Genomic DNA, 12,348 nt, shown 5'->3' with positions numbered 1-12,348 from the left:
AAAATTTAACATATTTTGGGCTGTTTTTATCCGATTTTTCTTAATATTCAACACTTTTGGTAACCTTTCATATGAAGTTACACAAGAGACTCTAAATACTGTTTTTGCAAAATATGGTTCTATAAAGCAGGTTTCTCTACCTACTGACCGTGAAACAGGTCGTGTACGTGGCTTTGCTTTTGTAGAAATGAGTACAGATGCTTCCTCAGCATCTGCAATTGAGTCCCTTGATGGTGCTGAGTGGATGGGACGTAACCTGAAAGTGAACAAAGCTAAGCCGAGAGAAGATAGAGGTTCATTTGGCGGAAATCGAGGTAACTCAAGCTTTCGGAACCGCTACTAAACTTTGAACTCAAAAATTTAAACTCTAACGTCTTAAGGGCAGACAATGAGTCTGTCCTTTTTTCTCAGATTTACTGGATAGGTTAATACTAGCCAGTAATAATTAAGCGAGGACAGAGTATGACCCAAATAATAGTAGATGATAATGAAGGAATTGAATCGGCTCTGCGTCGTTTTAAGCGAAAAGTTTCCAAGGCTAGTATTTTTCCAGATATGAAGAAAAATCGCCATTTTGAAACGCCAGAGCAAAAACGTAAGCGTAAGGAAGTTGCAAGGCACAGACAGCGTAAGGGAAATTTCCGTAAATGAGTCTAAGCATTTGTACCATTTCTCTACCATTATAACTACTTAAGAAGCAGATTAAAAATTGCAACCTTAACGTGATAAAGTCAGAAATCCTTCACACTACCCATGTGTGGGAAAGTTATCGTTGGAGCGCTTAACAAAATAATCTTACAAATTCAAGATTATTTATAGTTAATCATGTGATGTCATCTGTTTATGGAATCTAAAAAATACAAAATTGAATACAAGTTTCATTCAATTCATATTGAAGAGGAATCATTAAGCGGAAAAGCTTATTATTATAAAATTTCTGGTGAATTGTGTCATACCGGTGGATTTGTTAATTCAATTTCTGAGGCAGAAAAAGAAGCAAAAGGGAAGATTGACGAAAAATTCAACTTAATAGAAAAAAAATCTGCATTACACAGATATTGCGTGATGCGTGATTTTGAAAGCTTTGTTGAGTTGTTGAACCAACAAAAGGAAATTCCGAAAGAAGTAGCTTATCAAGTAGCTTCTCAACTAGCTTTAGCTTCAACTTTAAAGTATTTTACGAAAGAAGGAATAAGTGTTGATGGCAACGGCTCAGTAGATATTAAGGAAGATGTACGCACAGAAAACTTGCAGTAATAATTAGTTGTGTTTGATCGCATTAACTAAAAAGCTGGCTGCATCATTTTTGTTAGGATGCAGGCTTCAAGAGTCCATGCATTATTACATAACCCGACTGCTGGCATTTTTAATTCAAATGGATGAGGTGGTGACTGTAGTAGCAAAGGTGCAACTTGATCGTGAGCTTCAACTAAGCTAACTATCCAAGGAAGAAAGTCTAAAATTTCTCTTGGTAATACAGTTAACTCAAAGTCCCATACCAGATTGAGTCCTCGATATTGTTGCCACTTTTTTCCCATCATGAATTGAAGAGCACTTTTATTAATAGCCAATCGAAGAACGAACGGGCGCAATGGGTTAAATTCGTCAGGTGCTGTATAAGCATATATATTTACATAATTCAGTTGCTGCCTATTATCTATCCATGATGCAATAGGGGAATTACTACTATAAGATGTACCAGTTATAAGCACTGGCGTTCTCATAGCAGTAGCGAACAGAGAGTAGAATTCACGCCTAAGTTCGCTAACAATGTGTTTGGCTTCTGGGGTCATGGTTACTACACCTGATTATTGTGTAGATTGTATGTATAGAAGAATTTTCAGGGGCAATGGAATGATGGCTTAGTACCTCCCAAAAAAATGGGAGAACTAAGAATCTCCCCGAAAATAAGCTAAAGAAGCTTAAGAACAGCACTGCTGAATTGCTCGTAAGGAGAAACTCCTACAATAGTTTCTGCTAACTCAGCATCCTTAAAAATTAAAACCGCTGGAATACTGCGAAGACCGAATTTTTTGAACATCGGTTTGTTGCTATCCACGTCTACCTTAACGACTTTAGCGCGACCTTTGTATTCTTGGGCGAGTTGATCCATTAATGGACTGATCAGGCGACAAGGTCCACACCAAGTAGCAGTAAAGTCAACTACAACAACTTTTTCTTCACTTAAAAGAGTCTCAAATTCACTTTCTTGAATATAAGAAACAACATCAGTATTAGTAGACATTTTTTAATTCCTCAGTATTAAACTAAAATTTCCAAAACAATAAATTTTCGACGACATTATAGCCAACGAAGATTCAATTATTGTACCTACAAATTGGTGAAAAAGAGTTTATTAATAAAAAGCTTCTACGTTATCCAAATTATGTAGCAAAAAGGCTCAAGCAGAAATGCCTGAGCCGCTAATACATCAAGTTAATTTGTTAAACTAACGGGTGAGGTCAAATAGCTACACCAGTAAAGCTTAGTAACGGTTACGCCCACCGTAATTACCACGGTTACCACCACCGCCAAAAGAACCTCCTCTATCTTCTTTGGGCTTAGCCTTATTCACTTTTAGGTCTCGTCCCATCCACTCTGCTCCATCAAGAGCCTCAATGGCGGCAGTTTCTTCAGCATCGGTACCCATTTCCACAAAACCAAAGCCGCGCACACGACCTGTTTCCCGATCGGTAGGTAGCTGAACCCGCTTGACAGAACCATATTCTGCAAACACGGCATTTAAGCTCTCTTCTGTAACTTCGTAAGAAAGATTGCCTACATAAACTGACATAGATTGTCTCCGAAATTATAAATGTGTAGAGATTTAGATTTCGGAGAAAAGTTTGTAAATACCAAAAACAAAAAGCCTTTCAATACTAAAAACAAACGCTGTTAACCGAATTAATTCTCAGTTTCTATTATGACATAAGTAATTAACTTTTTGGGGAAGACGGGAAAAAACTTTATATAAATTCATGTGAGCCATTTATATCTAATTAAGGGTAATAATGCTTTTTGGAGCCAGGCTGTAAAAGCCTGACTGCAATGTAAACATTCATTTAGACAAAGTTGATTATTTAGGTACTTTTTAATTTTAAAGCCAGACGTTCTTAGAAAATTACCATAATCACCACCAGATAAATTTAATTATAGGCTCTAGATGAACCAAGCTTGATCCGATAATGTCCAAAAATTTACATCGAATTCTCAAGTTTCTCTACAAATCGAGGAATGCTTGCCTTGAAAAAGCTGCAATTAAAATAATAAAGACAAATCCAATCATTGCAAAATTTTTTTTGCAGTTGGATATAATTTTTAGGTGACTAATTCAACTAAAGCATCCCCCTGGAACCGGACTACGCATGAGACCAAGCAGCCGCGATAATGCTCACTTGTGAAAACTGAAAGTGTGACACTTGTCTGCCCTAGATCTAAAATTTGTTTAACCTTGCAGATTTGCCTTTTGTTCTTGTAGTACGCAATGATGCGATCGCCAGCTTTAACATCTAACGCTTTAATTTTCAATTTTTACTCACTACTACATTTTGTTGATTTAAACTGACATATCTTTTTGGGTGTGTTTTCTCCTTTGTTGTTGGGATGTTTTTTGTATGTTTTAGCTTATCGGTTACCTTGTATTACCTTCGATCTCATGTTCTCGTGCTAGGTTAAGCAGTCAAATTCTCCATATTCTGCGGTCAAAAAATCATGGCGTAGCTTGCCTAATATTATTTTAAGGCAACAAGGAAAATATTAGACATTTTTGTTAGCAGCAGAGTAAATGTATATAACCACCACGAGAATTTCAACGCTTCATTGTAATATATGCATTACAGGTACGATTAAGCTACGTCTACAACGGTCTTAGCCCTATTAACTTTGAGGCTATAACCCATCCATTCAGTACCTCTTAATCCATTAATTGCTGCTACCTCTTCAGTATCTGTTTCCATTTCTACAACTGCAAATCCTCTCTTCTCACCAGATTTTTGGTTTGTAGATACTAGAATTCTCCTAACAGCCCCATACATTAGAAAGACCTGTCTGATATCCTCATCTTCAATTTCATGGGATAGATTACCAATATAAACTGACATAGAATATCTCCGAATTAACAGAATGTAGAGATTTAAATTTGGAGAGGCGTCTATATAGTCAGTCACTTGACCAAAAATATTTCTCGGTAAGTTAATAATAACATAGTTTTAAAATTGAAACATAGTTAAATCGGTATGAGTCTGTAGTAGATTGCATTTCCAGCTTTAGCCTTTATCAAAAGCAAAAAATAAGACTCACTTACACAAATCTGGTAGACTTACTTGTTCTTAGAATGGGCAATAGAGAATTTACAAAGTTTAGTAGAATTTTTAATTTCTACAATTTTTGCTCAACAAAGTATTTTGAAGTTTACAGTTTAACTAGAAACAACAGAAATTTGTAGTTGAATCCACAAGTTTTTTCCACTTCATAAATACAGTGTAGAGATTTAGATTCGGGAAGCTGTCACCGGCTTATTCACATAGCCGAGAATATTTCTCGTTGATCTAAACATAACAGTTGAATATGGAATGAGATTTTTGGAACTCTACAGGTCGTTATAACCACTAGTAGATATCTTTGTAAGCTGTGCTCTTAAATGATTGTGGCTTCTAATTAAAGCTAAAAAAGTGAATTATTGTCTAGGAACGCTTTACCCTTAATCCTAGTGACGTAATACAAATTTAACGTAGTATTAACATTTTAAGAATAGTACATATACTACTAAAAATTTTATTCGTTATATTTCTTTATATTTTTTCCGTATCCTTGACTTCGATTTTGGGGGTACAACCGTCGGCTTAGTTGGTAGCTACGATACTATTAGTTGTCACCAGCACTAGGATCGCAGCTTTTGTTAATGCAAATATTGATAAATTCATGCTGCAATTCAATCTCTATTGTGAGAGAAATGACTCGCTTTGCCGAAGAAGTTATACCCCACCTTCTACGCTTGTAGCTTGTGGTTTGCTACTTGCACCGAATTGGCTAATTTATGGATTTATTGAGCGCTAACCTTAATTCTAGGAACTATGGACAGAGATTTACTTGGTAGCCCAACTTTTCCCATATTTTTATTATTTATTCTCTATTGTTGAGATTGCTGTTCTTTCGGTGGTTTCTGTAGATTTTCAGTGGGTTTTAGTTGCTGAAATAAAGCAGGTGGTGTAGCTTGCCGGAAGGCTCCGCAATAGTGCATAGTCATAACTGCTTTGAAAGCCCAATGGTCAGATGGTACATCGCTAAAAGTATTTGGTAAAGTCTCTGCTTTGTTTTGAACACAAGCATTGATAACTGGATTAGATTTAACTGTTTCACTATTGCTAGGCTCTTGAGCTTTAACAGGATTAACTAAACCAATAGTGCCTAGTAATAAGACTGATAGCAGAATTTTTATGTTCATCAAATGAAGTATGGATGTATATATCTTTAGTGTAATTCTTTAAAGAAGGTAATCCACTGAATTTTATAAAAAATTTTTACTAATTGGAAGTTACAGGGCCATCCTAACAAAACTAGTTTACAACTTAGAATTAGAAGGAAAAGGAGAAAGAAGCAGAGATAACAATGTATCTAAACATCTTAGTTTTTTACTGCTTCCTTACCTTTTTATTTAACGCAGATTTGATTTTATCTAATTCTCAGACAAGACTTTGCTGTTTAGCCATTACAGCCAATTTTAAGAGCAATGACTGCCCAGTAATCCTATTTGACTTATGAAAATTATTGCACAGGCGTAGCGGCTTGCCGCAGGCTACCGCCAAGAGGAGGACAGTTCTGTGTGGGGTTCACCCCTTTGAGGAGCCAGTGCGTTGGACGGGTTTCCGGTTTCTTAGCATCTGGCGTTGGGCGCTTGCCCACCCTACAATTAAGTTTCAAGTTTACAGAATTTTTTCAAAAATCAAACCGCATTCCTATAGTTAATCTAAAATGTTAGAAAACAATCCCAAAGTTATTAACAGTACAACTAACCCACTGATCCATAGCGTTAGAGATCCCCAACTTACTGAATCCTGTTGTACTTTTTGCCATAAATTGGTGCCAGCATTCTTCCGAAAAGCCATTTTATAACCTCCAATTTTTATCTTTGATTTACTAAACTCTATTAATTGAGCCTGCACTAATTCAAGAGAAGTTTATTTTGGAGAAAATTCGCCTGGGTCTGTTCACTTGTAGAGAATAACTAACTGACTTTTAAATCAATTAATGCTTTCCCCGCTGCCATCACTACCTAAAGTTATAAAAAAATATTTGTTAACCTCAATATATTTTCTCATGGTTTATTGTTAACAAAACTAACTATCACTATTTTGAGAAGATTCTTAACGCTGGCTTTATTGTGACAGGCAACTTGTATTGTAATAATCTATGCAGTACTGAGGCTGATTCTTAAATATTGAGCTTGAACTAGGTGATAAATATATTGAGAATAGACTAATTCATCACCTCAGGTATCGCTGCACGTACTAAGTAAGCCGACACAAATAAACCGAACTATGTAACAGAATCTACGAATCACAAAACTCTTGCAATTGCTACCCTACGGGAAGCCACTTCTTGTCTACGTTTCACTTCGTTACACTCGCGGTGGACATACGTTGAAATTTTTACGCCGACTTACTTACTTATGACCCCAATCTTTGACGATAAGCTAATAATCATTCAAACTGCATCTTTGCGTCTCTCAGTCTCCGCGTACCCGCGTCTTTCTGATGCTACGAATTATGCAACTTAAAGGCACATTAGCTTACTATCATCAAATACTTTTTTTGTACCCTAGACGACCCGACAATAGAGCGCACTGAACAGCATCTGTTAGTATAGAAATCATTTCAAGGAAGAAACTTTTTTATTAGGACTGCCTTCTACTTCAAATTCAAAATTGTCATGCAACAAAACAAGCCTAAAACTGACTTCTACCAAACTGATAAGGATGTAATTAGGTTAGTCCAGCAATTTGAAGCTTGTACGTTAGCTCGAAGTGGCTGGAACCACGCTGCTCATCTCACTATTGCTGTGTGGTATTTATCTATATGCTCTAAAGCAGAAGCGATCGCACGTATCCGTACAGGGATTCAACATTACAACCAGTGCAACGGTATCGCAACTACCATTAATAGTGGGTATCATGAAACTTTGACTCTGTTTTGGATTGCGATCGCCTGTCGTTTCCTCGCTGTTACCAATCACAACGCCTCTATCTCAGCATTGATCAATGACTTCATCTCTACTTATGGAGAGCAAAAAACTTTATTCTACGAATACTACAGTCATGAGTTAATTATGTCTTGGGAAGCTCGTCAAAGTTGGGTGGCTCCAGATCTCAAGCCTTTTGAAGAGATTTCTTCACCTTAGCATCAGCAAGAGGCAGGTTTTCCAACAAAAAGCTCATGAGTAGCAATTTCAACGCTATCATGAGCCATAAATTTTATTGATTCTGCAATTGTTATACATAAACGTTTTGCCCGATATCAAGTAACCCAGCTTACAATATCGGGAATTAAGTACAAAAAGAGTTATTCTTCTTCGTACTCCTCTTCATCATCTTCTCCAAAGATGTGGTCTATAATCTGTTGTGCGCGCCTGTTTGTAATATTCAAGGCGTCCTGAAGCTCAGATATATAATCCTGTTCGCTGTCGGGTACTTCACCGTCAATCCCGACTACCAACAGCGCGGTAATGTAGGCTGCTTCTCGAGATTCTTCATCTGGTAAAGAAGCTATCGCTTGCTCGATGACATCTTCTGGTTCTTCTTCCTCTAGCAAGGTATAAACTTTCTCTGTCAATTTTTCAAAGTCTTTCTCAGAGAAATCTTCAAATTGAGAAATACCAGCTAGCATTTCACTCAAAGCAAATTCTTCGGTTCTGCTAACACCTTCATCATCAGATGCTGCGGAAAACAGTCCAATAACTGCGATCGCTACTTCTGGTTCTAAGGCGACTGAACTGCTGCTACGTCTGTTGGGCAACTTACGCTGAAACATAATTATCCTTTAAAGGTTCCGTGATTGATGGGAAAGCAATCTTTTTTCCTGAGATTTAGGATTCCCAAAAAAATCAAGAAAAACACACATCTGTGATTTTTACTGCAATTTCTCCGCACAAAAAAACGCAGAGGATACAATCCCCTGCGTATCTAACTTTCTAAAACCAAAAATTTACCGAGTTTAGTGCTGAGTAAAGTAAAAAATACTCAGCAGTCGGTATTCAGAACTCTTCATAGTTTCGTGCCACACTCAGAACAGAAATTATGGTTGGGAAGGTTTTTAGTGCCGCAGTGGCTACAATAAACTGGTTCTGTAGCAGTTGTTGGCAGTTGCTTGGGTAAGCCAATCATTTGGGCGTTACTCTTGCCTGGAGCTACCATTGGATAGCAGTTTTCATCTCTGGTAACGCGCACATCTACAACTACTGGGCCATTGTGTGCCAGCATTTCGGCGATCGCATCTTGGAGTTCTTCCCGTTTGCTAATCACCATGCCTTTGATACCATAAGCTTTGGCCAAAAACTCAATATCTGGCATTCCTACTTCCATGTTGGAGCAGGAGTAACGCTCACCGTAGAAGGCTTGCTGCCACTGGCGCACCATCCCCTGCCAGCCGTTATTGAGAATTAAAGTCTTGACATTTATGCCATATTGTGCAAGTGTACCCAATTCTTGCAAACACATTTGAAAACTGGCATCGCCACTGATACAAATAACTTCTTCATCGGGAAACGCCACTTTCGCACCCATTGCCGCAGGCACGCCAAAACCCATCGTTCCTAAACCAGCACTGGAAATCCAGCGCCGCGGACCATTTTTGAGGAATTGTGCTGCCCACATTTGATGTTGACCGACATCGGTGGTGTAGAAAGCGTGGGGTGCTTGGCGACCAATTTCGACAATTACCTCTTGGGGTGAAATACTGTCAGAATGCTGAGGCACTATCAAGGGGTAATCTTCGCGCCAGCGATTAATCAGGCTCAACCACTCTTGATTTTGGTTAGGTTTAGCCTTGGTACCTGTTTGCTTGCAACGACGCAACAAGTCAACTAACACATTCCGCACGTCACCAACGATGGGCACTTCTGGGACGCGGTTTTTGCCAACCTCTGCGGGATCGATGTCGATGTGAATTACCTTTGCTTTGGAGGCAAATTCATCCAACTTCCCGGTCACCCGGTCATCAAATCTCGCGCCGACGCAGATCAACAAGTCACAATCAGTCACAGCAAAGTTGGCGTAAGCGGTGCCATGCATCCCCAACATACCCAAGGCTAGGGGATGATGTTCGTCAAACACACCGATACCCATCAAAGTTGTAGTGACGGGAATATTAAATAACTCAGCTAGTTCTTTAACTTCTTCGTGTGCCCCAGACGCGATCGCACCGCCACCGATATACAATAGCGGTCTGCTACTTTCGCTGATTAACTGGATGGCGGCGTTGATCTGCCTTGGATTGCCTTTGACTGTAGGACGATAGCCAGGTAATTTTACAGAACCTGGTTCCACAGGCACATAGTCAAATTCTTCTAAAGCGACATCTTTAGGAACATCAATTAAAACTGGTCCTGGGCGTCCTGTGCTAGCAATGTGGAACGCTTCGGCCACAATCCGTGCCATATCGTTCGGGTCGCGCACTACATAAGAGTGTTTGACAATTGGCAAGGTAATTCCATAAATATCAGTTTCTTGAAATGCATCCGTACCAATAGACGCTCGTGCTACTTGTCCTGTGACCACAATCATCGGAATCGAGTCCATGTAGGCGGTGGCGATACCTGTTACCAAGTTAGTCGCCCCTGGACCCGAAGTACCAAAGCACACTCCTACCTTACCTGTAGCGCGGGCATAACCATCAGCAGCATGAGATGCACCTTGTTCGTGTCTCACAAGAATGTGCTTAATGCCACTAGTTGCTTCCACTTTATAAAGGTCATCATAAATGGGCAGAATTGCTCCACCGGGATAACCAAAAATATACTCAACACCGTGGCGCTGGAGGCTGTCAAGGAGAGCAAAACCGCCGGATGCCCTTTTAGGGCTTACTACGACGGTTTGGATAGTCGTATTAGGCTGGATGTGATTCTCGGTTTGGGGGGGACTGATTCGGGTTGGCGATCGCACTGTCAAACCTCTGAGAATAGCTAAGTTAATGCTTGAATTCTGTAGTTAAGATTTCATTTTAATAGAAAAGTTTAATTAAATCCTTACGGAAATTTCTATATTTAATATTTAGGTTCAGCTAAGACTTTGTATCGCTAAATTACATCTTGCAATACCCGGCGGGTATTTTGCCAAGCCCAAACGCCCACAGCAGCGACTATCAGGCTCATAGCTACAAGTACAATCCGCAACCCTAGAATATCAGTTAATGGGCCAGTAATTGCCAAAGGTAAGGAAAGCGCAATATTGACGGCATGATTTTGAAAGCCAAAAACTTTACCGTGCATGTTGGGAGGTGCTTGTTGTTGAATTAAAGTTTGCATCGGCACGCCAATTAAGGAAGCACCTACACCTAATAGTGCACAGAGTCCTAGCGCCAATAATAAATTGTGGGTAAAAGTAAACACTCCTAACACCAGCGCCATCATCAAAAATCCGATTAAGGGTAAAGGCTTGCGATGCAATTTTACGCCCCAGTGTCCTAAAATTCCCGCACCCAATACCATCCCTACCCCAGCTGCTGCCAAGAAAAAGCCAAACTGTTTCTCTTTTAAGCCAAAGTCTGCCGCTAATCTGATTGTCAGTACTGTTAAAGCTGCAAATACGCAATATAGAGTTACGAGTTGCAACATGGCATTTAACACCAGACGGTTTTTCTTGAGATAGCGCAAACTCTCTGTAAATTCAGACCACAGGTGATTTGATCCCCGATGCTCAACAGTAGGTTTGTCTTCTTTAAAATTAATCGGCTGCATAATGGCACCCGATAAAAGATATAGTGTGCTAACTACCAACTCTTGACCGTATTCTTCTCCCAGCAAACTCTTCGCCCAACTCAACAATGGCTCTCCTATGGCAAAGCCAATTATTAAAGCACCCATCATTGTGCTGCTAAATAGTGCATTCGCTGCCATTAAATTTTCACGCCGCACCAGTAGGGGAATGGCAGCTTGTTCAGCGGGAGCGAAAAACTGCGTCACTGTGGAGATGGCAAAGGTGAGTATCAAAAGAATTAAAAATTCACGTGGTAAAAACGGAATTAATAAAGTTAAGCATCCACGCACCACATCAGAACCAACCATAATCAGCTTTTTGGGAAAGCGATCAACAAAAATGCCACCCGCAGAACCAAATAAAACGGCTGGTACTGTAAAGGCCACCATCAAAGTTGAGTACATCGAATTCTCTGCCAATCCTGGTGGCGGTGGGTAATTTTCCAGTAAGGCAATCATCAAAACGAAGAACACCTTATCTGCTAACTGGGAAACCAGTTGCCCAATCCACAGGAGCATAAAACCACGGTTTTTCAGCAGTGCGCCAAACCCGTTATTAACAGCAGCAGGTTCCGTTGGAAACATTAGATACTTAAGAGATAGTGACTAGGGTAGATGGGTAGTTGGGGAGTGTGGGATTTGGGAATTGGAGAGTTGGGCGAAACTACGCTCATCACTCCATTTTAAAATCTTCCCTATTTCTCACTCCTGCTTGCCAACTTTAATTTCCGGACTATTTTTCTTCATAGCGCTTTAACAGCAGGCGTAAGAATTCAGATGCACTCAAGCGATCGCTTTTGGGGTAAAATTCCTCGGATAGGTCTACCCAAAAACCTTGGACGGTTTGAGGCGATCGCCACATGCATAAATGCTCAACAGCTGGCTCTGCATAAAAGTTATTCTTCCCACCACCCAGTAAAGATGAACTCCAATGGGTGAAATAATCATGACTCATTCGATGAATGGGAAAATCACCCCATAGTGGCACCCCCCATCCATCTATAGCAATAAAAGCTATGACTTTACCTCCTAAGAGTCGCCACGAATTCGCAGCGAGCATCGCTCCGACTACACCTGCGCTAAAACTAATGAAGATCACGGGCGATTCTAACTCATTACCCAAGCGATCGTGTAGAAATTGTAAAATATGCAATGGCGATAGGGTCAGTACACCCTGTTCTGGGTAGACTAGTATATTTACTGCTTCTTTAGCACTTGGGCTATCAATATTTAAATTTAAGCACTCTGAGATAAAACTTTCAGTTAACGCTGGATCGTGGATTCCAGGGCAAATGATGATGTTCATCTATACTTTAGTCTCTGGGTCAACACTAGGGGTTAGCATTGCTAAGTCCCTACTAGTTATAAATACAACTTATATAC

At 39.7% G+C, this 12,348-nt stretch carries 14 protein-coding genes; 4 read left to right on the top strand and 10 right to left on the bottom strand.

Going from position 1 to position 12,348, the window contains the following annotated elements:
• The first annotated feature begins 43 nt into the window (after window positions 1–43).
• The 3 genes from BV372_RS03265 (at window position 44) to BV372_RS03255 (ending at window position 1,257) form a co-directional block, all read left to right on the top strand.
• On the top strand, window positions 44–343 hold the full coding sequence (locus BV372_RS03265; RefSeq protein WP_086683214.1) for an RNA-binding protein: 300 nt from the start codon (window positions 44–46) through the stop codon (window positions 341–343).
• 119 nt (window positions 344–462) lie between these two features.
• Window positions 463–651, top strand: a complete 189-nt coding sequence (rpsU, locus tag BV372_RS03260; protein WP_086683204.1) for a 30S ribosomal protein S21 — start codon at window positions 463–465, stop codon at window positions 649–651.
• 192 nt (window positions 652–843) lie between these two features.
• On the top strand, window positions 844–1,257 hold the full coding sequence (locus tag BV372_RS03255; protein WP_086683201.1) for a hypothetical protein: 414 nt from the start codon (window positions 844–846) through the stop codon (window positions 1,255–1,257).
• Between the two features lie 26 nt (window positions 1,258–1,283).
• Here BV372_RS03255 and BV372_RS03250 read toward each other — a convergent pair whose 3' ends face one another.
• From BV372_RS03250 to BV372_RS35910, 6 genes are all read right to left on the bottom strand, one after another.
• Entirely contained in the window at window positions 1,284–1,793 is a 510-nt protein-coding gene (locus tag BV372_RS03250; RefSeq protein WP_086683198.1) for a hypothetical protein, read from the bottom strand.
• A 119-nt stretch (window positions 1,794–1,912) separates the two neighbouring features.
• A complete protein-coding gene (trxA, locus tag BV372_RS03245) occupies window positions 1,913–2,245 on the bottom strand; it encodes a thioredoxin (RefSeq protein WP_086683195.1) in 333 nt (110 codons plus the stop codon).
• Between the two features lie 240 nt (window positions 2,246–2,485).
• On the bottom strand, window positions 2,486–2,794 hold the full coding sequence (locus tag BV372_RS03240; RefSeq protein ID WP_086683192.1) for an RNA-binding protein: 309 nt from the start codon (window positions 2,792–2,794) through the stop codon (window positions 2,486–2,488).
• A gap of 1,051 nt (window positions 2,795–3,845) precedes the next feature.
• Complete coding sequence (locus tag BV372_RS03230) at window positions 3,846–4,100, bottom strand: RNA-binding protein (RefSeq protein ID WP_086683187.1); 255 nt, start codon at window positions 4,098–4,100, stop codon at window positions 3,846–3,848.
• A gap of 1,028 nt (window positions 4,101–5,128) precedes the next feature.
• On the bottom strand, window positions 5,129–5,443 hold the full coding sequence (locus BV372_RS03225) for an S-layer protein (RefSeq protein WP_086683183.1): 315 nt from the start codon (window positions 5,441–5,443) through the stop codon (window positions 5,129–5,131).
• A gap of 320 nt (window positions 5,444–5,763) precedes the next feature.
• Window positions 5,764–5,901 carry a hypothetical protein gene (locus tag BV372_RS35910; protein WP_179197961.1) on the bottom strand — a complete coding sequence of 46 codons (138 nt, stop codon included), beginning with the start codon at window positions 5,899–5,901 and terminating at the stop codon, window positions 5,764–5,766.
• A gap of 1,026 nt (window positions 5,902–6,927) precedes the next feature.
• Between BV372_RS35910 and BV372_RS03220 the strand changes: the two genes are divergently transcribed.
• Window positions 6,928–7,395, top strand: coding sequence for a hypothetical protein (locus tag BV372_RS03220; protein WP_086683180.1), 468 nt, complete (start codon window positions 6,928–6,930; stop codon window positions 7,393–7,395).
• Window positions 7,396–7,556: 161 nt separating this feature from the next.
• Here the strand turns inward: BV372_RS03220 and BV372_RS03215 are convergent, their stop codons facing one another.
• The 4 genes from BV372_RS03215 to BV372_RS03200 all read right to left on the bottom strand — a co-directional run bounded on the left by BV372_RS03215 (window position 7,557) and on the right by BV372_RS03200 (window position 12,271).
• A complete protein-coding gene (locus tag BV372_RS03215; RefSeq protein ID WP_086683177.1) occupies window positions 7,557–8,024 on the bottom strand; it encodes a tellurite resistance TerB family protein in 468 nt (155 codons plus the stop codon).
• Between the two features lie 233 nt (window positions 8,025–8,257).
• On the bottom strand, window positions 8,258–10,153 hold the full coding sequence (gene ilvB / locus BV372_RS03210) for a biosynthetic-type acetolactate synthase large subunit (RefSeq protein ID WP_086683174.1): 1,896 nt from the start codon (window positions 10,151–10,153) through the stop codon (window positions 8,258–8,260).
• Between the two features lie 134 nt (window positions 10,154–10,287).
• Window positions 10,288–11,550, bottom strand: a complete 1,263-nt coding sequence (locus BV372_RS03205; protein WP_086683171.1) for an MFS transporter — start codon at window positions 11,548–11,550, stop codon at window positions 10,288–10,290.
• A 148-nt stretch (window positions 11,551–11,698) separates the two neighbouring features.
• Entirely contained in the window at window positions 11,699–12,271 is a 573-nt protein-coding gene (locus BV372_RS03200; protein WP_086683168.1) for a hypothetical protein, read from the bottom strand.
• Window positions 12,272–12,348 lie beyond the last annotated feature (77 nt).

Origin of the sequence: Nostoc sp. T09, assembly GCF_002154695.1 — a bacterium.
In the GTDB taxonomy this organism is placed as follows: Bacteria; Cyanobacteriota; Cyanobacteriia; order Cyanobacteriales; family Nostocaceae; genus Aulosira.
Note: the sequence above shows the minus strand (reverse complement) of the source record. Positions and strands in the feature narration are given on the sequence as shown.

Coding starts and splice junctions, on each gene's coding strand:
- rpsU (WP_086683204.1), top strand. CDS start 463: ATGACCCAAATAATAGTAGATGATAATGAAGGAATTGAATCGGCTCTG.
- trxA (WP_086683195.1), bottom strand. CDS start 2,245: ATGTCTACTAATACTGATGTTGTTTCTTATATTCAAGAAAGTGAATTT.
- BV372_RS03240 (WP_086683192.1), bottom strand. CDS start 2,794: ATGTCAGTTTATGTAGGCAATCTTTCTTACGAAGTTACAGAAGAGAGC.
- BV372_RS03200 (WP_086683168.1), bottom strand. CDS start 12,271: ATGAACATCATCATTTGCCCTGGAATCCACGATCCAGCGTTAACTGAA.
- BV372_RS03255 (WP_086683201.1), top strand. CDS start 844: ATGGAATCTAAAAAATACAAAATTGAATACAAGTTTCATTCAATTCAT.
- BV372_RS03220 (WP_086683180.1), top strand. CDS start 6,928: ATGCAACAAAACAAGCCTAAAACTGACTTCTACCAAACTGATAAGGAT.
- BV372_RS03250 (WP_086683198.1), bottom strand. CDS start 1,793: ATGACCCCAGAAGCCAAACACATTGTTAGCGAACTTAGGCGTGAATTC.
- BV372_RS03225 (WP_086683183.1), bottom strand. CDS start 5,443: ATGAACATAAAAATTCTGCTATCAGTCTTATTACTAGGCACTATTGGT.
- BV372_RS03230 (WP_086683187.1), bottom strand. CDS start 4,100: ATGTCAGTTTATATTGGTAATCTATCCCATGAAATTGAAGATGAGGAT.
- BV372_RS03215 (WP_086683177.1), bottom strand. CDS start 8,024: ATGTTTCAGCGTAAGTTGCCCAACAGACGTAGCAGCAGTTCAGTCGCC.
- BV372_RS03205 (WP_086683171.1), bottom strand. CDS start 11,550: ATGTTTCCAACGGAACCTGCTGCTGTTAATAACGGGTTTGGCGCACTG.